This is a genomic window from Desulfovibrio sp. 86 (assembly GCF_902702915.1).
Lineage (GTDB): Bacteria > Desulfobacterota > Desulfovibrionia > Desulfovibrionales > Desulfovibrionaceae > Desulfovibrio.
Genome location: NZ_LR738849.1, coordinates 1,671,613 through 1,695,391, shown reverse-complemented (window position 1 = coordinate 1,695,391; position 23,779 = coordinate 1,671,613). Strand labels below are relative to the sequence as shown.

The window sequence follows — 23,779 nt, the reverse complement described above, 5'->3', positions numbered from 1 at the left end:
CTCACAGCTTAATAATAGTGTTCTAGTATTATTTGTCAAGCATCAAGTGGAGCCTTTGGAGCAAGATCCACTCTATCGCGCGGATGAACCGCTTCGATATATACTGGCATCTTATACTTTTATACAGGATCATATATTTTCAAAAGATTGTATTCGCGCGGCATTGGCACAGCATCATACCTGGGTTCTTTCCACTGGACGATACTGGACATATGTTCCTAAAAATAAAAAGAATATACAGGCTTTCACAGTGCCCCGGCGCGGCCCCTTGCGTGCGGCCCCTTGCGTGCGGCCATGGGCGCACGAGCTGGCGGCTGCGGCATAACAGCGAACAGCCCACATACGTGATCCCTGCCGCCATGCCTCCTGCAGAAAAACGCCAGGCGCGCCAGCCCTGAAAAAATACTGCCTCCCAAACCGGACGGTTTCGGAGGCGCTGATCAATGGAAAGAATGGAAGCAGTGAGGGCAATGAAGGCAACAGGGGCAATCCCTGCGCTACAAAAAAACAATAAATGTTTTAGGGGGTGGGGGCGTGGGGGAGGAGACCCTTTTACAAAAGGGTCCCTCCCCCACAAAGCATTTTACTCGTAATCTGCTCCAATAGCACTCTGACCACTGCGCGAACCCGTGTCAGCGCTTGTCCACAACACGCCGCGACTTGCTGAACGTGCGCGGCAATGTGGCGTAGTCCACCACAGTCACCTGCATGCGGGCCAGTATGGCCTTGTGCAGCCGGTGTTCCAGAGCCTGCGTCAGTGCGGCGTCATTGCCGCTGCCAACGCCCTGGGCGCGCTCCACTGTAAGGGTCAGATGGTCAAGACCACGGTCGTCGCGCGTGAGCTCCACCTGGTATTCGCCGCCGAGTTCCGTAAATTCGCCTATGACGGCCATATACTGACCGGGGTAAATGTTGACGCCCCGGTAGATGAGCATGTCGTCGGAGCGGCCAAGGATGCGGTCGTGCCTGGGCATGTTCAGCCCGCAGGAACACCGGCCCGGCAGCAGGCGGCAGAGGTCGTGGGTGCGGTAGCGCAGCAGGGGCACGGCCTCCTTGCGCAGGCTGGTGACCACCATTTCGCCCACTTCGCCTTCGGCAACGGGCTGCAGGGTGACGGGATCAAGCACTTCGATGATGAAGAGGTCGGCCCAGTAGTGCAGGCCCTCGTGCGCGTCACAGTCAATGGCCGTGCCGGGGCCGTACATTTCGGTCATGCCCGCGATGTCGTAGCAGCCTTCCAGCCCCAGCTTGCTTTCAATGGTCTGGCGCATTTTTTCGCTACGCGCTTCGGAACCGCAGATCATCCTGCGCAGCTTGATTTTTTTGCCCAGGTCCGCCCGTTCCACTTCTTCGGCCAGCAGCAGGGCCATGGATGCTGTTGCCCCGAAACAGGTGGTCTCGAGGTCTTGCAAAAGTTGCAGGTGCATCTCAAGGTTGCCCGGCCCCACGGGCACGGTCAGCATGCCAAGCTTTTCGCTGCCGCCCTGAAAGCCCACGCCCGCCGTCCAGAGGCCATAGCCCACGGCGATCTGCATGCGGTCTTCAGCCGTAAGCCCGGCCAGTTCATAGCAGCGGGCCATCTGCAAATTGAATGTGTCCACATCCGTGGCGGTATAGGCCAAAATTTTGCGCTTGCCGGTGGTGCCGCTGGAGGCGTGGATACGCACCACATCGGTGGGCGGAACGCAGAGCAGGGGCAGGGGATAGCCCTCGCGCAGGTCGTCCACGTCCACCGTGGGCAGGCGGGCAAGGTCGTCCAGCCCGATCTGGTCGCCGGGCTTGAGTCCACAGGCGCGAAGCTTGCCGGCATACTGGGGGGAATTCCAGACGCGGGCCAGGGTGTTAGCCAAGCCTTCTTCCTGCTGGCGGCGGATATCTGCATCATCAAGCTGGGGAATGAAGCGGTAGGACATGCTTCTGCGGCTCCTTCAGGCTAGAGCATTTTTGCATTGAGAATACCCATTCTCAATGCTTCCAAGACGCCCGCTTCGGCGCGTAACAGCGCAAATAAATTGCGCTTACGCCTCTGCGGCGGACGTCTGCTCACGCAGCCGCCAGAGCAATTTCAAAGTGAAATTGCTCTAGAGCGGATTCACGTTGCGAACGTGCCATCTCACTGTTCAAAACACGCTCGTCACGGCGCGCGATGGCGCGACGGCACAGCGGCGCTGATCTTCGCGGCAGCCGTTCCAACGCGGGAGCCTTGGTGCCCGGCTCCAAAAACAATGGGCGATTGTGCTTCTTTTACGCCCCGCAGGCAAGGCTTGATCATTATACCTCGCGGCAGTGCGTGAAGGCGCGGCGCACGCTGGCCATCCGCGCTTCCGGGTCGCGCGCCCCCTGACGTTCTGCCTCGGCCAGGGCCAGCATGAGCAGCACCCGCGCCTTGGGCGTTGAAAGCATGCCCGACGCGATGAACGCCGCATATTCTTCAAGATCCGTCACCGGAGCGCCCCCCGTGCGGCTGGCGCGCACCACGGGTTTGCCCTCCTTGACGGCCATATTCAGGGCCTTGCGGATATCTGACGGCATGGAGCCGTTGCCCATGCCCGCAACGACCAGCCCGGACGAGCGCTCCAGAGAAAAGAGCGTGGCGTCCAGCGGCATGCCCGCGCAGGCGTACAGCACATCCACGCGCGGCAGATGGTCCTGTCCGGCATGGGCGGCGTAGGTTCCGGCCAGGACAGGGCCGTCCTCACCGCTGTGATAGAAGACGGGCCGCCCATTGATTACGCGCCCAAGCAGGCCGGATTCCAGAGCGCGAAAGGCTTCCACATCCAGCGTTCCGGCCTTGACCGCCGTGCGGGCCGAAATGATGCGCCCGTTCATGACGATAAGCGCCCCGCGCCCCCGCGCCTGCGGGCAGGCGGCCACGGCCACGGCGTCCCTTATATTGATGGGGCCGTCCGCGCTGAGAGAGGTGGCCGGACGCATGGCCCCCGTGAGCACCACAGGCTTGGGACTGCTCATGGTCAGGTGCAGATAGAAGGCCGATTCTTCAAGGGTGTCGGTGCCGTGGGTAAGCACAACACCGCACATGGTTTCGTCTTCAAGGGCCTGGGCGCAGTCGCGCCCAAGTTTGGCCCAGTGGCAGGGGCGCATGTCCTCGCTGGGCAGGTTGCCGCACTGGCGGCTGGCGATACGCGCCACCCCCTCAATGCCGGGCAGGCTTTCCAGCATGCACTCCACGGACAGCACGCCGGCCTGATAGCTTATCTGCTCCAGGGGGGTGTCCGCCACCCCGGCAATGGTGCCTCCCGTGGCCAGCAGGGCCACCTGGGGCAACGCGCCGGATTCAGAACAATTGGCATTCACACGTGGGCTAGGACTCATGCGAACTCCCGTTGCGCCGGGGCTTCCACGCCTCGAGGCGAGGTGTCGTGCGCAACATTGACGGCTTTGCGCGTTTCGATTCTCTGTATCTTCATCCTATAAACCTTTCTCCTGCGGCAGTGCGGGCGCTGTCCACAGCATAGCTATTTGCGGCTGCCCGGTGTGACCGCAGAGGCTTTCGCCCACAGGCGCAAAGCCCATGCTTTGGTAAAATGCCAGCGCCCCTGTATTGGCGCGGTACACATCAAGCCGCAGCCGGGCACGTCCACGCTGCACATGCCGCAGAAGCGCGCTGCCGAATCCCTTGCGCCAGAAGGCCGGAGCCACGAAAAGCGCGGCAAGCAGGTCTTCGTCGTCAGGTCTGCACACGGCGGCAAAGGCAATGGGGCGGTCAGCATGCCGAAAAAGCGTCACCTGCGATGCGGGCAGATAGTGCCGCGCCATGGCTTCACGCTGCGCAGTCCACAGCGCCGGGTCTACAAAGTCGTGCGCCAGCAGGGACGCCTCCAGCCAGATATCCGCGCAGGCCGCGTAATCCGCCGGAGTTCGGGCTGGCGTGGGCTGGGCGTTGAAGTTACAGATGTTCATACTGTTGCGTTCATGATTATGCGAGGGGGGCAAGCGCGTCAACGGCGCACAGGCTGGCACAACCACGCTGCGGCTCTGCGGCAAAGACGCCTGCGGGCAAGGCGCATTGCAGTTAAGGAAGCACTGGTTAAAGAGGCTCCCGGAAACGCGCAGTTGTTTCGTTTGGCAAGGCGCGCTCTTTTTTTGAAGCAGGAGTGGACTCTTCCGACCTCGACTGTTTCAAAAAAAGTGAAGCACGTCCGCCAAGCGGAATACATCTGCGTTTCCTTAAAAAATGCAGCCCATTTATTTCAACCAATATGCATGATTGTATAAAATTTTACGCGGGCCCCTCCTTGGTTTTACTGTGATATTAGTGTAGGTTGCGCCGATGGACAAAAAAAAGATATCACTTGTGTCACTGGGGCATCTGTCCTGCGACGTAAACGGCGGGGCTCTCCCCGCTGTTCTGCCCTTTTTGCGCACACATTACGGACTGTCGTATCAGGCCACGGGCGGGCTGATGTTCGCATACTCCTGCCTTTCGTCCATCATTCAGCCGCTCTTCGGCCTCATGGCGGACAAGCTCTCCAAGCCCTGGCTTATTCCGCTGGGCGTGCTTCTGGCGGGCGTCGGCCTGACTGCCGTTGGCTTCATGTCCAGCTACTGGGCCATTTTCGCGGCCATTGGCGTCAGCGGCGTGGGCGCGGCGCTCTTTCATCCCGAAGGCGCGCGTTTTGCCAACAAGGTGTCCGGCGAAAGCAAGGGCACGGGCATGAGCATTTTTTCCATCGGCGGCAACGCGGGCTTTGTGGTAGGCCCCCTGCTGGCCACATTTTTTCTGAGCATGTTCGGCATGCCGGGCATGGCCATCTTCGGCCTGCTGGCTACGGTCATGGCCTCTATTCTTCTGCTGCTCATCATGCGCATGGTCGCGCCCGAAGCGGCGGCGGCGGCGCAACGAACCGCTGAGGCGGCCTACGGGCAACCCAAGGGCGCTAAAGATGCGCAGCCCGCCCAGACCACAGACGGCAAGGCAAAACCCGGCGAAGATGCCGCGCTGCCAAATAACTGGCGCGAATTTTCAAAGCTCACCGGAGCCATCATTACCCGCTCCATCCTTTTTATCGGTTTTAACACCTTTATTCCCCTGTACTGGGTGAGCGGTTTTGGCCAGAGCAAGGCCGCCGGAGCCGTGGCCCTGACCGTCTTCTGCACGTTCGGCGTCATGAGCAACATACTTGGCGGCGTTCTGGCCGACAAATATGGCTTCCGGGCCATCGTGCGCCTGGCATTCGCCCTGGTCACGCCCGTTGTGCTGGCTTTCAGCCTGATGCCCAATCTTTACGCCGCCTATGCCATGCTGCCGCTGCTGGGCTTTGTTCTCTACGTGCCCTTCAGTTCGCTGGTCGTGCTTGGGCAGACGTACCTTGCCCGAAATATCGGCTTTGCCTCTGGCGTGACGCTGGGCCTGGCCACGAGCCTGGGCGGCGTGTTCGCGCCTGTGCTCGGCTGGGTGGCCGACAATTACGGCCTGCCGCGCACCTTCCAGTGCCTGGCTGTGGTGGCCTTGGTGGGCGCCATATTTGCCTTTACCCTGCGAAAGACTGAAGAAAAGAAAAAAGCTCGCACGGCGGCATAATGTCACAGCCTGCAATGGAGCGGACTGACTGCCGGGACTGACTGCCGGGATTGGCCGCTCGGTTGTCGCCTGAGTTGGCCGCCTTGGCTGTCACCACTGACGGCATGAAAACGGCCTGACCAGCCCCCCGCTCTGGCAGCCAGAAACGGCCAGAGTGCGATGCATAGCGCATCTGGCTGAACATCCCCTCCACAAGCAGTGATTTTTGCACTGACGCACAGCGCGCCCGCCTGAACATTCAGGCGGGCGCGCTTTTTTCTGCGTGATGCGCAACGTTGTCTGGCAAACCAAAAGCCACCGCCCTGTTGTCAGCGTGCCTTGGGGTGTGCCTTGCCAGCGTGTGTTGCTTGCGCGTCTTGCCAGCGTGTCACCCATGTGCGCGGATGCAGGCAACTGCTCGTCCCCTTTGTGCGTAAACTGATTAACATAATAATTTCATTTAATATTTATACGATATTCAATGTTCCTTATAGCCACGCTGAAACGGTAATTCACGCCCACCCCGTCCACGCCTCGAAGCCGGAGATATTTCATACCCATTGTCGTTGATGGTCGGAACGCCCCGTAAACACTGTTCCTATCATGTCTAATATACTAATATTACGAATAAAAATTATGAAAGCTGTTGTTCGTAAAAAGCGGCACGGCCTTTGCCCTGGAGCAAGCCCGCTTTAACATGGCCCTGGCGGCAGCGTGGCGGACGCACGAAGCGAATGCGTGCCCTCAGGCTTCCAGTGCTGCCATGTGATTGAAGCGAACGCCTGCAAGCATTGGGGATAATTATTCAGGAGCCTTGCTTGGGGGTCATGCCTGTGCTGACGTGTTGGGGGATAGACTGCTCCCGGCAGGATGCGCGCCCAATACACTGTGCGCAGATAGGGGGTGCCCGGGCGGGGAATGACAAACGGGGTGCGCCAAACTCGATGAACAGGGCGCGATACACGGGGCGCGATGAATGGGACGGAGTGCGCCATGCGGGCAGGGTGCGCTGTGTGGGGGGGGCACCGTGTCGGTAGGAGCGTTTGCGTCCTGCGCGGGCCTGCCCGGCGCGCGCCAAACTGCCCGCCTATCTGCCTGATATTTATAACGCACAAAAATTATTTTGCGATTGTGCTTGACACTTTGCTACCAAAGGACTACTTATCTGTTTCGCAACAACACACTGTTGCCGTGTCGCGGGGTGGAGCAGCTCGGTAGCTCGTCGGGCTCATAACCCGAAGGTCGTAGGTTCAAATCCTGCCCCCGCAACCAGATTTTTTTAGCCCTTACGGAGACGAGCCGTAAGGGCTTTTTTCGTTCCATAGCCGTTTTATCCCGCTCTTATTCCGCTATTATCCCGCTGAATAAATCAGAGTGCTCCGCTTGAATCCTTGGATAAGGCCCACAACCATCTCGTTGAGCTGGCCTTGAGTGAGCTTTCTTTCAGGTCTGAGCTTCCGAAGGACGGGGCCGAAGGCATCTGCTCTTTTTTTACTCATGCCCTCAGACGATCAGGCAAGATCGCTGCGAAACCGCCCTCGCAAAGGCGCAAAAATAAACTTGCGTTCCTTTTGTCACATGTTCTTCACACAGGGGTGCTACATGCACAGGCATACCATAACATATTGTGGAGCCTGGAGCTTTGATCATGAAAGACAGTGGCAAGATGAACAACAGGGAGTTGAGCTGGTTGTGCTTTAACGAGCGCATACTGCAGGAAGCCCGCGACCCGTCCAATCCTCTCGTGCAGCGGCTGCGCTTTCTGGGTATTTTCTCCAGCAATCAGGACGAATTTATCAAGGTGCGCGTGGCCTCGCTGGCGCGTCTTTCACGCAGCCGCGAACCCGGAAAAATACTGCTCATGGGCGGCCTCAGCCCGCAGGAGGCCCTGCAACGCGTCAACAGCAGCGTGGCCAAAGGGCAGGCCGCCTTCCGCGAAACGTATAAAAGCATCGTTGCCGCCATGCAGGAGCAGGGCATACGGGTGCGCAACGAAACTCAGCTCACCCCTGGGCAGGAAAAATTTTGCCGCGACTATTTCGCCCAGGTCATCAATCCGCAGCTGGTTCCCCTCATGCTGACCAAGAGCGCCAACCTGCCCTTTCTTCAGGACAGTCACATATACCACGCCGTCAAAATGCAGCCCGCCAGCGGCAACAAGAACCGCTATGCCATACTGCGCATTCCGGTCAACGCCGAGTGCCCGCGCTTTGTTGAAATGCCCTCGCCAGCCGGGTGCAGCGACATCATCTTTGTGGACGACATCATCCGCCTTTGCCTCAACGACATCTTTTTCATGTTCAACTACGACGCCATTTCGGCCTATACCTTCAAGGTCATGCGCGACGCGGAGCTGACCCTTGACGACGACGTGTCCAAAAGCCTCATTGAAAAAATGGAAGAAGGGCTGGAACACAGGCTGCGCGGCCGTCCTGTGCGGCTCATCTATGACCAGGCCATGCCCCAGGACCTGCTGAACCTGCTGGCGTCAAAGCTCCACCTCAAGAGCGGCGAGCTTGACCCCGGCGCGCGCTACCACATGATGCGCAGCCTCATGAACTTTCCCCGCGTGCGCCCCGACCTTGAAAACCGCGTCATGCCGCCGCTGGAACACCCGGACATCAAACCCTTTTCCAGCATTCTCAAGGTAGTGAAGAAAAAGGACATCCTGCTGCACTTTCCCTACCACACCTTCAATCATGTGGTGGATTTTCTCTGCGAGGCCGCCATTGACCCCAAGGTCACGGATATTTCCATAAGCCTGTACCGCACGGCCGACCATTCGCGCGTCATCAACGCCCTGGTCAACGCTGCCCAGAACGGCAAGAAGGTCACGGTATTCGTGGAGCTCATGGCCCGCTTTGACGAGGAGCGCAACGTCAGGACCATCGACATCCTGCACCAGGCGGGCGTATGTATCATTCACGGGCTGCGGGACCTCAAGGTACACAGCAAGCTCCTGCTGGTTGAACGTACCGAGGGCCGTAAAAAAACGGGCTATGTCTACATAGGCACAGGCAATTTCAATGAGGACACGGCCCGGCTCTACAGCGACGTGGGCCTGCTGAGCGCCAACCAGCGCCTTGCCGAGGACGCGCGCAGCATTTTCAATTTTCTTGGGGCCTCGCACAAGCCCATGGTCAGCAAGGATCTGGTGGTGGCCCCGCACAACATGCGCAGCGTTTTTTCGCGGCATATCGAGGCGGAAATACGCAATGCCCGCGCGGGCAAACCGGCCTACATCTACGCCAAACTCAACAGCCTGACCGACGAGAGCATGATCAACCTGCTCTACAGGGCGGGCAAGGCCGGGGTGGAGGTGCGCCTTATCGTGCGCGGCGCGTGCTGCTTAAAACCCCAGCAGCCCGGCCTCAGCGAGAACATCTGGGCCATCAGCATCGTGGACAAATTTTTGGAACACGCCAGAATCATCATCTTCTGCAACAATGACGCGGAAAAGGTCTTTATTTCCAGCGCGGACTGGATGCCCAGAAACCTCGACAGAAGGCTTGAGGTGGCCGCCCCCATATACTGCCCGCAACTGGCCCAGACCCTCAGGGACATCTTTGCCATCCAGTGGTCGGACAACATCAAGGCCCGCGTGCTTGCCGACACCTGCGCCAACAGCTATCATTCGGGGCTTGCCTCCATTCCCTGCCGGTCGCAGACCATGCTGCACGACTATTACCGCCACAAGGCCCACCTGCATGGCGGCGTAAAACCGGTGCACCAGACAGCGCCCGCCTCCATGGCGCCATACTCCGTCCCCGCTGCAGCGCCTGCCGCTACGGGCACTCCAGCCGCCTGCGGAGAGTAAGATGAAACTGCACACCGTTGCCGCCATGGACGTGGGATCCAATGCCATCCGCTGCCTTATCAGCGACGTTTCTGAGCTGGGGCCGGACAAGCCCGTCAAAAAAAGCGCCTACCTGCGCATCCCCGTACGCCTTGGAGCCGACGTTTTCACCAGCGGCCGCATCTCCGACGCCAGACAGCACATGTTTCTCGAAGCCATGACGGCCTTTGTGCACCTCATGCGGGCCTACGGCGTGGATCACTACCGCATCTGCGCCACCAGCGCCATGCGCGACGCCGCCAACGGCCCGGCCCTCATCAGCAGCGTGAGCCGCGCCACAGGGCTTGAGATTTCCATCATCTCCGGTGTGGAGGAGGCAGAAATCCTCTTTGAGGCCAATACCTTCTCCGCCTGGACAGAACCGGACGAAACCGCGCTCTATGTGGACGTGGGCGGCGGCAGCACCGAAATCATCGCCGTGAAAAACAACACCCTGTTGGAGGCCCAGTCCTTTCAGGTGGGCACGCTGCGCATGCTGGCCCAGGTTGTTGCGCCGGAGGAATGGCTGCGCCTTGACGCCCACCTGGCGCGCATGGCCGAAACCTACAAGCCGCGCCAGATCATCGCCTCTGGCGGCAACATCAACAAGGCCGCCAAGCTGCTGGACAAAAAAGAGGGCAAACCCGCCAGCCGCGCAGAACTGCAAGCCCTGTACGAAGACCTGCGCAACCTGCCCTATGCCGACCGCATGGCGCGCTACCGCCTCAACCAGTACAGGGCGGACGTCATCGTGCCCGCGCTGGAGATATTTCTCACAGTGGCGGCCAGGTCAGGCGCGGGCAGGTTCATCATCCCCAAGGTGGGCCTCGTGGACGGCATGGTCAGACACATGTGCTTCTACGGCGGAGCCGAGCAGGCCCGCCAGCCCCCTGCACCCTCATTTAGGGATATCCCCTGAAGACTTTTTGTGGGGGAGGGACCCTTTTGCAAAAGGGTCTCCTCCCCCACACCCCCACCCCCTAAAACCTTTGTTCATTAATATTGCTTCACGCGACCGCTACAGTAGCAGCCACAGCAATCCACCGCACAGCAAAACCGGCGCGCCCAAGCCCCCCCGTAAAAAAAGTTTCTTTCAGTCAACATTCGCCCAAACTGTCGCACAGGCTGCCCTTCGGGCCGCTGCGGCGCATTCCCTTGTGACCCGCCGGGCCGTCAGCCACGGCTTTTGTCTCAAGTAATTAGCCACTTACCTAGTCACATGATGGGGAATAAAGGGTAGTCCCCCGCTGTGCCACGATCACAAAATCCGCGCCGCACCCTGCTTCGCCCCTCTAACAATAATTATTCTCATCTTGTCAGGCGCGCGGAAATGGTCTAGGTTGTTTCCCGTACAGACGCGTATGACGACCCAAAACCACGGGTCACACTTTCACGCGCGCGACACGCCGTCCACGGCGCGTTCCGCCCTGTGTTCAAGCGCGTATACCGCAGGAATGAGGTAATCATGGCCCGCAAAAAAAACACCGGCATCTATATAGTCGCCCTGCTGCTTTTTCTTGGCGGCGTCGGCTATCTGGCCTATTCGGGCTTTTCGGAAAACAGCGTGTATTTTCTTAATGTTTCCGAAGCCAGAGCCTCCACGCCAGACAAACTGACCGCCGCCCGGCTTTTCGGCACGGTGGCGGCTGACGGCATTGAAAAAGGCGCGTCCGGCTCCGGCGTCAATTTTCTGCTTGAAGACAAGGACAATGCCAGCCAGACCATAGCCGTCCGGTACAGCGGCACTGTGCCCGACACCTTCAAGGCGGGCGCGGAAGTCATCGTTGAGGGCGGCCTGGACGCCCAGGGCAGCTTCGTGGCCAAAACGCTGATGACCAAGTGCCCTTCCAAATACCAGAAAGAAAACCGCCAAAGCTGACGCAACGCTGCAGCTTTCAGGCCCGGCGCAGTGCCGGAGAGTAAGCGCATGGGGCCAGCCCTTCCGTGAACGGAAGCGCGCGGCCCCGCATTACGGCCTCAGGGCCTTGTAAAAGGAGTCCCATGTACGTTTTTGCCTTTGCCCTCCTTCTGTTGACCCTGCTCGCCTCTCTGGGCGGCGGCGGCCTGGCCCTGCTGCAATTGTGGCAAGGACGCGAAGACTCCCTGCGTATTGTTGAAAAAGCCCATGTCGTGATCAGCGGCGCGCTGCTGATCGCCTCCGCCATCCTGCTGCACGCCCTGTTCTGGTTTGATTTTCAGGTGCAGTATGTGGCCAGCTATACCGACCGCATCCTGCCGGTCTTTTACCGGCTGACGGCCTTTTGGGCCGGACAGCCCGGCTCCATGCTCTTCTGGGCGCTGGCCGTCGCCCTCAGCGGCTCCCTTTTCGCCTGTACGCGCGCGTTCAAGAAGCTGAGCGGCTCCACCCGCCTGTGGTACTGGACGTTTTTTTATGCCATCATGGGCTTTTTTGCCCTTATCCTTACGAGCTGGAGCAATCCCTTCATGCTGCAAAGTCCCGCCCCGGCGGACGGCAGCGGCCTGAACCCCCTGCTCCAGAACCCCGGCATGATCATCCACCCGCCGCTGCTGTTCCTTGGATACGGCGGCTTTACCATCCCGGCCTGCCTTGCCCTGGCCCAGGCGCTTTCGGGCCGGGCCTCCGTTGAAGGCGCGTGGTACCGCATTTCGCGCCCGGCCATCATTTTGGCCTGGCTGTTCCTGACCTCCGGCATCGTGCTTGGCGCGTGGTGGGCCTATATGGAACTCGGTTGGGGCGGCTACTGGGCATGGGACCCTGTGGAAAACGCCTCTCTCATTCCCTGGCTCATCGGCTCGGCCGCCCTGCACACTCTGATTATCGAAGACCGCCGCAACAAGCTCGGCCGCGTCAACGTGGCCATGATGGCCCTGACCACGGTTTCGGCTTTTTTTGCCACCTACCTTGTGCGCAGCGGCATTATTGACTCTGTGCACGCCTTTGGCGACGGCGGCGTGGGCACGCCCCTCACCTGGTTCGTCCTCGCCGGGCTTGTGGTTTCCCTCTGGGTGCCACTTATGGCCCCCAAGCAGGGCCGCCCCCTGTCCGGGCTGGACAGCCGTGAAGGCTTCCTCACTCTGGTGGCCTGGGTGCTGCTGGCCCTGGCGGCCATCATTCTCGTGGCCACCATGTGGCCTGTGATCAGCAAACTCTGGGCCTCGGCCCCGCGCGGGCTGGACGCCAACTTCTACAACCGCGTCTGCCTGCCCCTGGGCGCAGTGCTCATGCTCATGATGGCCACCTGCCCCTGGCTTGGCTGGGGCGGCGGCCTGCGCAACAAAACGGCCTTCTTCAGCATCTTGGGCGTTTTTGTGGCCAGCGGCGCGGCCATCTGGTTTATGGGCTATCGCCAGCCCACGGCATTGCTGGGCGCGGCTTCGGCCATCGCCATCGTTACGGGAATGCTCTTTCAACTGGCCGACAAGGCCGTGCGTCGGCAGCCCAACACCCTGGGCGCGCTCGGCGCGCACCTGGGCATGGCGCTCATGGCTCTGGGCATTGCCTTTTCCGGCCCGTACAAACAGGAACGCGACCTGCACCTCACCGTGGGGCAGTCGCAGACGCTGGCTGGCTACACGGCGACCCTGCTGGAACTCAATGAAGGCGAGCGCCCCGGCTACGATTATATCGCCGCCCGCATCCGCGTTATGGACAAGGACGGCAAGGATCTCGGCATTGTGGCCCCGGAACGCCGCGTTTACGAAAAGTTCGGCAGCATGCAGTTTTCCGAGGTTGACGTGATCCCCAGCCTGGGCAACGAAATTTACGCTTCGCTGCTGGGTCTGGACGAAGATTCGCACGTTGTGGTGAAACTCAGCGTGGAACCCCTGGTCAACTGGCTGTGGATTGGCGGCGCTATCATGAGCCTTGTGCCCCTTGTGGGCCTGCGCCGCCGCAAGCAGGCCAGCGCCGCCGAGGCCGCAGAACTGGCCCAGGGCATGGACGAAGACCTTGATGGGGACATGGACGGAGATGAAAGCGGAGAGACCAGGGGCGCAGCCAGCGCCAGCTCCGCAGGCAGGAACAAATCGGCCTAGTCCGCCGGAGTGCCGCCAGTGCTGCAGCTTGTGCGCGTTGCCAAGACCTACGGGGTCAAGGTCATCTTCAAGGATGTGAGCTGCGCTTTTGCGCCCGGCAGCGTTTCCCTGCTGGTGGGGGGCAACGGCGCGGGCAAAAGCACGCTCATGCGCGTCATGGCGGGGCTTTCGCGCCCCAGCGCGGGTGAAGCCAGGCTGGCGGACAACGTCCGCGTGGGCTATCTCGGGCACGCCACGTTTCTGTATCCCGGTCTTACGGCCATGGAGAATCTCGCCTTCTGGCGCGACGCCTGCGGCCTTGCGCTTTCGCGCAAGGATATCATGGCCGCCCTTGAGCGCGTGGGGCTTGAAGCGCACGCGCAGGAACGGGCCGGGGTCTTTTCTCGCGGCATGGCGCAGCGTCTGAACCTGGCCCGCATCCTCATGCAGGAGCCGAGCCTGCTGCTGCTGGACGAGCCGGGCACCGGCCTTGACGCCAGTTCCCTGGCCCTCTTGCGCCGTGAAGTGGCTGAAGCCCGGTCGCGCGATGCCTGCGTCATCCTTATCAGCCATGATCTTGCGGGCGACGCGCCTCTGGCGGATCGCCTGCTGGCTCTGGACGGACGCAGACTGGCCTATGACGGGCCACCCGCTGGCTACAGGCCGGCGGGCGCAACCGCCGCCCCAGATAAAGCCACGGACGCCGCCACGGACAGTGCCTCGGGCAATGCCCCGGCTAACACTGCGGACAATGACGCTGCAAAAGCCGCTGCCGCAATGGCGCACGACGCAAGCGAGAATCCGCCGGACAGCGCACATGAAGGCAGACACGACAGCGGGCAGGCCAGCCGACACGAATGTGGGCAGGAAAAAGCCTGCAGCGCTGAAAATTCCGGCACAAACGGCGATGCGTCGCAGGGAGGCCCGCAGTGCTGCGCCTGACCCTGGCCATGGCCCGCAAGGACCTTTCCCTGACGCTGGCGCGTGGCAGCGGTCTTGTGCAGGCCTTGCTGCTCGGCCTGCTGCTGCTTTTTGTTTTCAGCCTGTCGCAGGGCGTGGGCGAACGCATGACGCCGCAGAGCGCGGCTGCCGTGTTCTGGCTCAGTTCCGCCTTTTGTCAGGTGCTGATCTTCAACCAGCTGTACGCGCTTGAAGAGGCCAACAACTCCCGCCTGGGCCTGCTGCTCTGCTCTGCGCCCATCCAGGCCGTGTGGCTTGGCAAGGGCTGCGCCGGGCTGATTTTACTGCTTTTGGCCCAGATCGTTTTTTTGCCTGCGGGCGTGATCTTTCTCGGGCAGGAACTGGGCGGCCCCCTGCCGCAGGCCCTGGCCGCCCTGGCCCTCACGGACGTGGGCATGTGCGCCATGGGTTCCCTGCTGGGCGCTCTGGCTCAGGGTCAGGCCGCGCGCGAATCGCTGCTGAGCATTGTGCTTTTTCCCTTGCTGACGCCCCTCCTGCTGGCGGGCATAAGCGTGGGCGCGCAAGCCCTTGGCGCGCCCAGCGCCGACGGCCCCGGCATGTGGCTTGGGGTGGCGGCGGCCTTTGACGCCGTATTTTTGGGAGCCGGCCTGCTGCTGTTCGGCCATATCTACGCGGGAGACGAATAATGCCCAAATTTTCTGCCCTGCCGCAGTTGCTGGCCCTTCTGGGCGGCCTGGCTTTCGCCGCCTGCCAGTGGCTTATCTATGCCTATGCCCCTGTGGAGCAGACTCTGGGGCTGCCGCAAAAAATTTTTTACGTTCATCTGCCTCTGGCATGGTGGGCGCTTATGAGCTTTTTTGTGGTCTTTCTGGGTTCGATAGCCTATCTGTGGCGTCGCAATCCCGCTGCAGACCGGCTGTGCGCCGCCGCCGCCGAAACAGGCGTGCTACTGAGCGGGCTCGCCCTTGTGACGGGCATGCTGTGGGCGCGCCGCTCGTGGGGCGTCTGGTGGACGTGGGACCCACGCCTCACGACTACCCTCATCATGTGGTTCATCTATGCGGGCTACCTTGTGCTGCGCGGCCTCGATCTGCCGCAGCAACGCCGCAACGTGGTCTGCGCGGTGGTGGGCGTTGTGGCCTTTCTGGACGTGCCCCTGGTGTTTTTGTCCGCCCGCATCTGGCGCTCCATCCATCCTGCCGTGTTCGGCAACAAGGGCGGCGGTCTGGAACCGGAAATGCGCCTCACGGTCATAGCCTGCGTAATTTCTTTCGGTCTGTTGTGGGCCGGGCTGGTGTGGATTCGTAAACGCCAGCTGGACCTGGCCGCGCGCCTCGACGCGCTGCAGCAGAACAGACTGATGCAAGAAGGACTGTAACCGCGCGGCCCGCAGGATGCCGCGCCAGCCAGCGCTGCGCGGACGCGGGTTCGGGCCTTCCCCGGAGGATATATGGATACCCTGACCTGGATTATCATGGCCAATGCCGCCGTGTGGATTGGCCTTGGCGCGTACCTGGCCTTTATGGGAGCGCGCCAGCGCGCCCTTACCGCACGTCTGGCCCAATGGGAGATTATCAATCATGACTGACAGTTCCAAGCGCACCACGTCTTCGCGCGCGCTTATTCTCTTGCTGGCCCTGGGCCTTGTGACCATGCTTGTCTCTTCGCTCAAGGAGCGTTTTGAAAGTCCCGGCCTCACCGAGCAGCGGCGGCCCGGCCCGGCTGCCCAGGCGGGCGGGCAGCAAGACGACGCCCAGCAGATCGGCAAGCTCATGCGCCAGATCGCGGAAAACCCCAATGACAGCACCGCCATGATCCACCTGGTGGAGCACCTCATCGGCGCGCAGAACTGGGACGCGGCTGAAACCTTTGCACAGCGGGCCATCACGCTGGATGCGGGCAACTCCAAGCCCCTGTACCTGCTTGGCGTCATCATGCACAACCAGGGGCGCAACAAGGAAGCCGCCGAAGCGCTGGAAAAGGTGCTCGCCATCAAGGACGAAGCCTCCGTGCGCTACAGCCTGGGCGTGCTGTACATCTATTTTCTTGAAAATCCCGCCAAGGGCATAGAGCATCTGACGGCCGGTCTTCATGACCCCAAGGCTTCCGATGAACTCAAGGCGGCCATCACGCAGGAACTGGAAAAAGCGCCGCAGCCCGGCCAGAATGCCACGGCCGCACCCGCCAAGGCAGCTCCGGCTGCGGGTGAAAACGCCAAGGGCAAAAGCGCCGACAAGGCCGCCAAACCCTCGGCCCCTGCCAACAAAACCAAATAGTAAGAGAAGCGCTGATTAAAGAGCCTCCTGGAAACGCGCAGTTATTTCCTTTGGCGCTGCGCCTGCGCACAGGCTGAAAATGCGCACGGGCTGAAAAACCGCCACCCGGCATGCCCGGCATACCGGACATGGAGAGCATTTTGCTTTTGAAAATTGTTGACCGCTCAGAGCGTTTAACACCTGAAACGCAAGCGGCGTGGACTCAGCCGAAAAGCGCATTTTGGCAGAATGACACATTGAAATGCAAAACATTGCGAAGTTGATCTGATTCCGACGCACAACTATGGGCAGGCCCCCAGCGTATACAGAAGCTGCGGGCTTGCCTCTTTTTTTTACTGGTTGTACCTTTTATTGCAACTATTGTGGTCCTGAAGCCGCAATGACATCGCCCACCCGGCAAAAATACCGCCTGTATTCGCCGCCGCTTTGGCCCAGGCATATTTTCATGCGACCCAACCGCCCAACTGGCGTCAGCTACGCACCGGGAACAGCCGTTTCCGGCGCAAATGCTCCAAGAGGTTTTCATGGCCCGTCGTAAAAGCAAGAGCAAGAGTTCCCCCGGCACTGCGCAAGAGCAGGCCCCCGCACAAATTACGTCCAGCGCGCCCCTGCCCGGCACACGTCCCGCGCCCCAGGCAGCCCCCACGGCACACGTCCCCCAGGAACAGCAGGACGCTGCCCCCGCTGGCATGGTACGCAAGGGCACCTTTATCATGGGCGTGGCGCTGGCATTGGTGCTGGGCCTGTATGTGGGCAGCCTGATCCCATCCATGCTGCACGGTTCCGCCCAGCAGCCCATGCCCCCGCAGCAGGCCGCCGCGCCCGGCGCGCAGGTTCCCGCACAGGCTCCCGAAGGCTCACGCCCCGCGCCGCAGGCCAGCATGCCGCAAGTGACGCCCGAACTGTCCGCGCGCATAGGCGAACTGGAAAAATCCCTGCTGGACAATCCCCGCGACGCATCGCGCTGGGCCAGCCTGGGCAATCTCTATTTTGACACGGCGCAGGCGCAAAAGGCCGTCTCCGCCTACGAGCGTTCCCTGTCCATTGCGCCCGACAACGCCCTTGTGCTCACTGATCTGGGCATCATGCAGCGCGAACTGGGCCAGTTCGACAAGGCCGTGGCGAGCTTTCGCAAGGCGTCGTCCCTGCAGCCCGACCTTGAAAACGCCATGTTTAACGAGGGCGTCGTGCTGTATTATGACCTCAAGCGCAAGGACGAGGCCGAAATCGCCTGGAAGCGCCTGCTGAAGGTGAACCCCGGCGCGCGCGCGCCGGACGGCAAACCCGTTTCCGAACTGATACAGCATTTGCATTAAAGCAGTTTCACCTTGAAGCAGTGCACCGTTAAAAAGAGTGCATGCCCTGACGCTGCACGTGAGCGCAACGCGCCGCAATACGGCGTGGATTCTGCCGGAAAGCACATTTTTCGGCAGAAGGACAGCTTTGATATGTAAGGAAACGCTGATGTTTTCCGTTTGGCGGACTTGCTTCGCGTTTTCAGGAGGCTCTTTAATCAGCGCTTCCGTAAATCTGATCCAGAGCAGTCTGCCAATGAAGTGCGTTGACTGCTCCGCAAGGATTTTTCAAGAAAATCCTTGCCGCTAAACGCGCGCAGGCAGGCTTTTGCCTGCCGTCCGCGAGCATTTCAAGTGTTACACGCTCTAAAGCTGAAGTCGTGGCGCGCTGCCGCGCGCCAGCTTCAAAACATGTCCTTGCGGGGCATGGTCGCATACAGCCAGAGGATATAGGCGGAATTACCATGACACATACTCCCACCGGCCTCCATTCCGGCAAAAACCTCGCCGATGCGCGCCAGTCCCGACGTGGTCACGGCGCGGCTGCACGCTTCTGCGCCACGTTTCTGTGCCTGATTGTCCTGGCCGCGCTGCCGGGAGCGCTCAGGGCCGCGCCCACAGAGGCGCTTCTTTCGCCGCCGCCTGTGAGCGCGCAAAAAGTCATGGTGCCTCCCCTTCTGCTGACGCCCAACGCGCCGCTCTTGCCCAAGCTTCAATACTTCATCGACCAGACAGGGACCATGGACGTGGAAGAGGTGGCAAGCCCCGCCAATGCCAGCGCCTTTCAGCCCCTGCAAATGAAAAACCTTCCCCGCGCCGTGGGGATCATGTGGCTGCGCTTTACCCTTGCGCCCCTGCCGCAGGGCGCAAAGGCCGGAGCCATGCTGCTGGACATGGGTTCCAGCGTGCCCGAAGGGCCTGTTCTTTATGAACCGCACGCCAATCCCCTCACGGACAGCGTGGAGTGGCGGGAAATTGTCCCGACGCAGCGCGCCGTGCTTTTGCTGCCCGAGGCAACCAGCGAACCCCTGACCTGCTACATACGCCTGGACGGCCTGCCCGGCCTGTGGTTTGAGCCCATGCTGCGCACCCCGCAGGATGCCGCCAACAACTGGGGCAGCCTTTCGGGCACAGCGGCCATTCTGGCCCTGGCCGTGGTCATGCTGCTCTGCCTTTTGCGCGGCCTTTCCGAGAAAGGCCAGTGGCGCGTGTGGACGGCCCTGTACGTGGCCGCTGCCCTGGCGCAGGCCGTCATGGGCATGCCCGCCTACGGCTCGGGCCGCATCACCATGATGGAGGCCGCCGCCGTGCTCAGTCCCGGCGTGGCCCTCATGCTGCTGCCCCACGTGGGCCGCCATCTTTTGCGCGCCAAGCAGCGTTCACGCCTTCTGGACGCGCAGTTCGTGCTGCTCTCCCTGCCGGGAGCGGCCCTGGCGCTGCTGCCTCTCCTGCCCGGCTTCGGCTGGATCATACGCTATCTGGCCCTGTGGCCCATGTGCACCCTGATCTTTGTGCCCAGCGCCATTGGCGGCGCCATCATGGGCCTTGGCGGGGCACGGCGCTTTCTGCTGGGCTGCCTGCTGCCGCCGCTCTTCGTGACCGCCGGAGTTATGGGACTGGACAGCGGCTACGCCGCCAACCTCATGGCTTCGGCCCCCCTGTGGGGCACGGCCTTGAGCGCCCTGATCATCGCGGGCACGGGCGCGCCGCGCGACATGGCCCAGAGCGGCGCTAACGAACGCGGACGAAAGAAGGGCAAAAAAGACGGTTCGCTGCCCGGCCCAGATGGTTTTGGCGGACTTGGCGGGCTCGGCGGCCCAGCCATGCCCGATTTTTCTCCAGATTTTTCCGGTAATGGCGCGGCCCTTATGATGGAAGACGGGGCCATAAACCTCGATCAACCACTGGACGACCCCAATCTGCGCCTGCTGCCGCCCACGAATCCCACTGGCGGCAATGCCTGGAACCGGTCGCCGGAAAACGCGCCCCTGCGCGCGCCTCAGGGGGCGGAAACGTCGGCGGAAACGTCCTGGGACGGCGCGGCTACTGCACGCCAGCAGTCCGGCGCTTCCGCCACCAACGGAGGCTCCGGCTTTGGCGGCGCTGATCCCTGCCTGTGGGAAAACGCCCTGCGCGCGCCCCTTGATCGCCTCATGCGCGAAGGCGCTGCTCTGGGCAACTGCGCCCTGCCCCCGGCAGTGCGCCAGCATGCCGAAAACATGCTCAAGGCCGCATCCGATCTGGCCCATGTGATCGATAATCCTGGCAAAACTCTGGAACAGAGCCTCATTGGCGAAACCCGCAGTTCTTTCAACCTCCAGCATCTGGTGCGTGAGGCCCACGACGCCGTCAGCGCCACGGCCGAAAATGCCGGCATTGGCCTCGCCTGGTACATGCCGCCCCAACTCGGCCACATGTACGAAGGGCAGGCGCAAGCCCTGCGCGAAACCCTCTGCATGCTGCTGGAAAGCGCCGTGCGCGCCACCTCGCGCGGGGCCGTGCATCTTTCGGCGCGGCGTGTGCCCGAAAGCGCGGACCCCGGCCACCTGCTGTTTACGGTAACGGATACCGGCACGGGCCTGCCCCCGCGCAACCGCTCCACGCTCGCCGTGACGCGGGCCTGGGAGCTGGCCGGAACCAACAACTGCTACCTCAATGTTGAATGCGGCCCCCAGGGCACGACCATTTCCTTTACCCTGCGGCTCAAGCCGCTGGAGCACGAGGCCGCAGCGCCGGAAGCGCGTCAGGCCCACGTGGCCATTGTGGCCGACAGGGCCGTGGAACGGCAGGATCTGGCCCACATGACAGAGGCCCTTGGCCTGCAAAGCACAGAGGCCCGCACCATGCGCGAGGCTCTGGAACTGAACAGGGAAACCCCGGCCCTTCTCTTGGTGGTGTACTCCCCCATGGACGGGCCTGCCCAAGCCGATGTGCTGGAGCGCTTCAAAAATCAGGCCCTTGAGGCTGGCCTGCCCTTTTTCAAGGCCCTGGCCATCACTGCGGACGACAGCCGCTGGGACGCCCTGGCGGAATCCGGATACACCCACGCTCTGCTGGAGCCTGTGGAACGGGCGGCCTTTGCCCTCACCGTGCGCGAACTGTTTGAAGAGGCCGGGTTCGCCCTGCCTGACAACGCAGCAGGGGGCGCAGCAGAGGCCGCGCCAGAAGGTGACGCCAGCGCAACGGAGACGCCGGACGCTGGCAGCCACGCGGCCCCAGTCCACGCTGCCTATGACGACGCGGGCGACGCGCCGGATGGCGACGCCTTCCGGCCCGAAGCCTCTTCTTCCATCCTGCCCGACCTCTTTGGCGAGGCTACCCAGTGGAAGACCGCCAGTGGCGAAGCCTCACGCCTGCCCGACTTCTCGGCCTTGCCGCAGCTTATGGACATGACCGACCAGATGCGCGAATCCGGCCAGCCCGTAGCGCCCGAAAACGAGATTGCGTTGCCCGAATCCGAGGACGCCACGGCCGAGGCCGTCATAGCCGAGCCAGAGAACGAGTCCGACGACGAGGACGCAAACGCTCCGCAGACCGCCATGGTGGCGGATGCCGGGGTTCTTCTGCCAGACATGGCCCCCCTGCCGGAACAGCCGGAAGACCCCGACGATCCCGACATCCCGGATCTTTCCAACATCGATTCCCTGCAATTGCCGCTTACGGGCATTTCTGACCGCACACAGGCGGACGGCGCAGGCAACGGCAGCGAAAACATTTCCGACAATACGGGCGCAGACCTCGACGTTGCCCTGGATGATGATCTTGATGTTGATACGGGCGTCGGTATGGGTCCAGACCAGGACGCGGAAGCGGACGCCGCTCTGGATGCGGAAATGAACGCCGGGCCGGACTCCGAACCTACTGCCGAGGCAGACGCAGAACCGTATGCCGAACCGCAGCCCACGCACTCTTCAGAAACAGAGGAACCTGCGGGCGACAGTTCCCCGGATCAGGTCAATGACGCTGACTTTAGAGCCGCCGCAGGCCTGGAAGGGCCCCAGTGGGACGGAGACGCCACTGTCGCTGGCGAACATCATGCCACACGGAGCGTGGCTGTAAACCCCCTTTCTGGGCCAGAACAGGCCATGCCGGATGAATCGGATGCGGCAAGGGCACAGCAGCCTTCAGATGCCCTGGCTGACGAGACTGTGTTGGTGGACAAAACGGACAGCACGGAACAGCCCAGAGAGGTGACGACCGAGGCTGCGCTGGCCGAAGCCGTTCAGGACGTGTCCATCCGGGACGTATCCGCGCAAGGCGAACCCGCGCAAAGTGAATCTGCGCAAAGTGAATCTGCGCAAGATACGTCAGTGCAAAGTGAATCTGCGCAAGGCGAGGCTGCGCACGGCGAGTCCGCTCCGGCCGAACCTGTGCGGGACGTCTTCGCATTGGCTGAACCCGTGCAGGCCGAATCAACCAGTACCGCGCCGCAAACCGTGCCGCAAACCCAGGCAACCGCGCCAACGGGCCCGGCAGCCAGTCTCGCTGCCGCCATCAGCAATTCCGCCTCCAACGCGGGGCAACCTGTCATTACGGTTCAGGGCAAGATTGGCGAGGCCATACTCAGGCCGGTCAACGCGCCCTTCCCGCCTGCCGCAACCCCGCTGCACCAACCCGGCAGCGAGCACCCCACTGTCGCCCAGGGCCAGACGCCGCCGCAAGACCGCACAAACGCTGGCAGCCCGCAGTCCGCAAGCCCTGAAGAATACCTGGACCGCAACCTTCCCGCTTCCGGGGCGGCGCTGCACGAAAACCTGAGTTGGGGCGACGAATGGGTGGGCGAACCCACGCCCGTGGGCACGCCCCTTTCTGCGGGCGCACGCGCCGCCAACACCGCTGCCGGACCTTCCGCCGCCGCTTCCCCCAAAGCCAATGAAGCGGCCACGCCACGCGGCTACGTGAGCCCCAGTCTGTCCGGCCCCGGCGAATGGGTGGGTGAACCCATGCCCATGGCGCCAAAACCCGCGGCAGCCATAGACGGCGTTGAGCAGGCCGCAACCCCGACGCCAGCCATGCGCCTGAAAACCTTTGGCGGCACGGCAACCGGGGCCAGCGCCCAGATGCCGGAACCCGCCGCACCGGCGGCAAAACCCCTTGGGACTATCCCCTGGCCCAAACCCGGCCTCTCTGAAACAGAGCGCAAAAGCGCCGCCACGGGTACAGCCGAACCGCCGCAGCCCGCGCAAAAAACCAGAGAAATGCCGCGCACGGCGACAGGCAGACTCATACTGAAACTTTTGGGCAATGTGGCGTCCACAGAACCGGCAGCCAGGCCCGCGCCGCCCACCGCCAACACTGGCGGCACAAGCGCGGCGGCCGCCCAGCGCCCCGCAGCGTCACGGCTGGCAGGCTCCGATGCCGAACCCTCCATCGTGGACTTCATCGCGGGAGCCGCCGCGCCAGCCCCCGCAGAACAGACAACGGCCACAAAGGACGACGCAATAACCCCGGCGCGTTCCGCCGCTCCAACAGCGGCTCCAGCGCCTTCGAGGGCTGCCGCGCAGCCGCGTGTTGACGCGACCCTTTTGCAGATGCTGCGCCGTCTGGACGCCGCCATGGAAGACGCCCAACGCGCCTTCAAAGGCCGCAACTGCCCCGCCGTTGGCGAAGCCGCCACGCGCATAGCCAATGATTCCGACGCCTTCGGCCTCCGTGTGCTGGCCCGCATGGCCAGTTGTGTGGAACGTGCCGCCAACGCCAATGACATGAACGCCCTGCACGACCTTTTGCCCGAACTGGCAGTGGCTGTTGAGCGCAACCGCATTACCCTCAACCCGCACAACCAGGGCCAGATGTAGCGTTTGGCTTGTGGGGCGTGGAATAACGCTTTGAGATACTTTGGGGTGGCTGGAATAGCGCTTTGAAGTACTTTGTGGGGGAGGGGCCCTTTTGCAAAAGGGTCTCCTCCCCCACGCCCCCACCCCCTAAAACTTTT

The 23,779-nt window shown here is 61.9% G+C and carries 14 protein-coding genes, 1 tRNA gene and 1 pseudogene; 13 read left to right on the top strand and 3 right to left on the bottom strand.

Translation table 11 applies throughout. The features are described 5' to 3' along the window. Positions 1–632: 632 nt before the first annotated feature. The 3 genes from DESU86_RS07060 to DESU86_RS07050 form a co-directional block, all read right to left on the bottom strand. Positions 633–1,913 (bottom strand): phenylacetate--CoA ligase family protein, encoded by a 1,281-nt coding sequence (locus tag DESU86_RS07060; protein WP_179980410.1) that lies wholly within the window; start codon positions 1,911–1,913, stop codon positions 633–635. Positions 1,914–2,271: 358 nt separating this feature from the next. Then, the gene (locus DESU86_RS07055) at positions 2,272–3,333 is read right to left on the bottom strand and encodes an asparaginase (RefSeq protein ID WP_179980409.1); all 1,062 of its coding nucleotides are present in this window, start codon (positions 3,331–3,333) and stop codon (positions 2,272–2,274) included. A 96-nt stretch (positions 3,334–3,429) separates the two neighbouring features. Beyond that, positions 3,430–3,921, bottom strand: a complete 492-nt coding sequence (locus DESU86_RS07050) for a GNAT family N-acetyltransferase (protein WP_179980408.1) — start codon at positions 3,919–3,921, stop codon at positions 3,430–3,432. 370 nt (positions 3,922–4,291) lie between these two features. Between DESU86_RS07050 and DESU86_RS07045 the strand changes: the two genes are divergently transcribed. The 13 genes and pseudogenes from DESU86_RS07045 (at position 4,292) to DESU86_RS14365 (ending at position 23,642) form a co-directional block, all read left to right on the top strand. Further along, positions 4,292–5,542, top strand: coding sequence for an MFS transporter (locus DESU86_RS07045; protein WP_179980407.1), 1,251 nt, complete (start codon positions 4,292–4,294; stop codon positions 5,540–5,542). 1,174 nt (positions 5,543–6,716) lie between these two features. After that, positions 6,717–6,793, top strand: a tRNA-Met gene (locus tag DESU86_RS07040). A gap of 376 nt (positions 6,794–7,169) precedes the next feature. Continuing rightward, complete coding sequence (gene ppk1, locus DESU86_RS07035) at positions 7,170–9,338, top strand: polyphosphate kinase 1 (protein WP_197957543.1); 2,169 nt, start codon at positions 7,170–7,172, stop codon at positions 9,336–9,338. Between the two features lies 1 nt (position 9,339). After that, on the top strand, positions 9,340–10,275 hold the full coding sequence (locus tag DESU86_RS07030; RefSeq protein ID WP_179980406.1) for a Ppx/GppA phosphatase family protein: 936 nt from the start codon (positions 9,340–9,342) through the stop codon (positions 10,273–10,275). A 546-nt stretch (positions 10,276–10,821) separates the two neighbouring features. Then, positions 10,822–11,235, top strand: coding sequence for a cytochrome c maturation protein CcmE (locus DESU86_RS07025; protein ID WP_179980405.1), 414 nt, complete (start codon positions 10,822–10,824; stop codon positions 11,233–11,235). Positions 11,236–11,357: 122 nt separating this feature from the next. Continuing rightward, positions 11,358–13,373: a heme lyase CcmF/NrfE family subunit gene (locus DESU86_RS07020; RefSeq protein WP_179980404.1), complete on the top strand. Its 2,016-nt coding sequence runs from the start codon at positions 11,358–11,360 to the stop codon at positions 13,371–13,373. Between the two features lie 18 nt (positions 13,374–13,391). Beyond that, positions 13,392–14,018, top strand: a pseudogene (locus DESU86_RS07015) (ABC transporter ATP-binding protein); the annotation flags it as partial. A gap of 263 nt (positions 14,019–14,281) precedes the next feature. Continuing rightward, positions 14,282–14,959: a heme exporter protein CcmB gene (locus tag DESU86_RS07010; protein WP_179980403.1), complete on the top strand. Its 678-nt coding sequence runs from the start codon at positions 14,282–14,284 to the stop codon at positions 14,957–14,959. Then, entirely contained in the window at positions 14,959–15,651 is a 693-nt protein-coding gene (locus DESU86_RS07005) for a cytochrome c biogenesis protein (RefSeq protein WP_179980402.1), read from the top strand. The genes DESU86_RS07010 and DESU86_RS07005 overlap by 1 nt, the downstream gene beginning before the upstream one ends. Positions 15,652–15,723: 72 nt before the next feature. Next, a complete protein-coding gene (locus DESU86_RS07000) occupies positions 15,724–15,861 on the top strand; it encodes a CcmD family protein (RefSeq protein WP_179980401.1) in 138 nt (45 codons plus the stop codon). After that, positions 15,854–16,549: a tetratricopeptide repeat protein gene (locus tag DESU86_RS06995; protein WP_179980400.1), complete on the top strand. Its 696-nt coding sequence runs from the start codon at positions 15,854–15,856 to the stop codon at positions 16,547–16,549. The genes DESU86_RS07000 and DESU86_RS06995 overlap by 8 nt, the downstream gene beginning before the upstream one ends. A gap of 524 nt (positions 16,550–17,073) precedes the next feature. Then, complete coding sequence (locus DESU86_RS06990) at positions 17,074–17,865, top strand: tetratricopeptide repeat protein (RefSeq protein WP_179980399.1); 792 nt, start codon at positions 17,074–17,076, stop codon at positions 17,863–17,865. 443 nt (positions 17,866–18,308) lie between these two features. Beyond that, positions 18,309–23,642, top strand: coding sequence for a 7TM-DISM domain-containing protein (locus tag DESU86_RS14365; RefSeq protein ID WP_232088289.1), 5,334 nt, complete (start codon positions 18,309–18,311; stop codon positions 23,640–23,642). Positions 23,643–23,779: the final 137 nt, after the last annotated feature.

What these genes read in the sequence shown, in the direction of transcription:
- DESU86_RS07060 (WP_179980410.1), bottom strand. Translation starts at nt 1,913, where the DNA reads ATGTCCTACCGCTTCATTCCCCAGCTTGATGATGCAGATATCCGCCGC.
- DESU86_RS07055 (WP_179980409.1), bottom strand. Translation starts at nt 3,333, where the DNA reads ATGAGTCCTAGCCCACGTGTGAATGCCAATTGTTCTGAATCCGGCGCG.
- DESU86_RS07050 (WP_179980408.1), bottom strand. Translation starts at nt 3,921, where the DNA reads ATGAACATCTGTAACTTCAACGCCCAGCCCACGCCAGCCCGAACTCCG.
- DESU86_RS07045 (WP_179980407.1), top strand. Translation starts at nt 4,292, where the DNA reads ATGGACAAAAAAAAGATATCACTTGTGTCACTGGGGCATCTGTCCTGC.
- ppk1 (WP_197957543.1), top strand. Translation starts at nt 7,170, where the DNA reads ATGAAAGACAGTGGCAAGATGAACAACAGGGAGTTGAGCTGGTTGTGC.
- DESU86_RS07030 (WP_179980406.1), top strand. Translation starts at nt 9,340, where the DNA reads ATGAAACTGCACACCGTTGCCGCCATGGACGTGGGATCCAATGCCATC.
- DESU86_RS07025 (WP_179980405.1), top strand. Translation starts at nt 10,822, where the DNA reads ATGGCCCGCAAAAAAAACACCGGCATCTATATAGTCGCCCTGCTGCTT.
- DESU86_RS07020 (WP_179980404.1), top strand. Translation starts at nt 11,358, where the DNA reads ATGTACGTTTTTGCCTTTGCCCTCCTTCTGTTGACCCTGCTCGCCTCT.
- DESU86_RS07005 (WP_179980402.1), top strand. Translation starts at nt 14,959, where the DNA reads ATGCCCAAATTTTCTGCCCTGCCGCAGTTGCTGGCCCTTCTGGGCGGC.
- DESU86_RS07000 (WP_179980401.1), top strand. Translation starts at nt 15,724, where the DNA reads ATGGATACCCTGACCTGGATTATCATGGCCAATGCCGCCGTGTGGATT.
- DESU86_RS06995 (WP_179980400.1), top strand. Translation starts at nt 15,854, where the DNA reads ATGACTGACAGTTCCAAGCGCACCACGTCTTCGCGCGCGCTTATTCTC.
- DESU86_RS06990 (WP_179980399.1), top strand. Translation starts at nt 17,074, where the DNA reads ATGGCCCGTCGTAAAAGCAAGAGCAAGAGTTCCCCCGGCACTGCGCAA.
- DESU86_RS14365 (WP_232088289.1), top strand. Translation starts at nt 18,309, where the DNA reads ATGACACATACTCCCACCGGCCTCCATTCCGGCAAAAACCTCGCCGAT.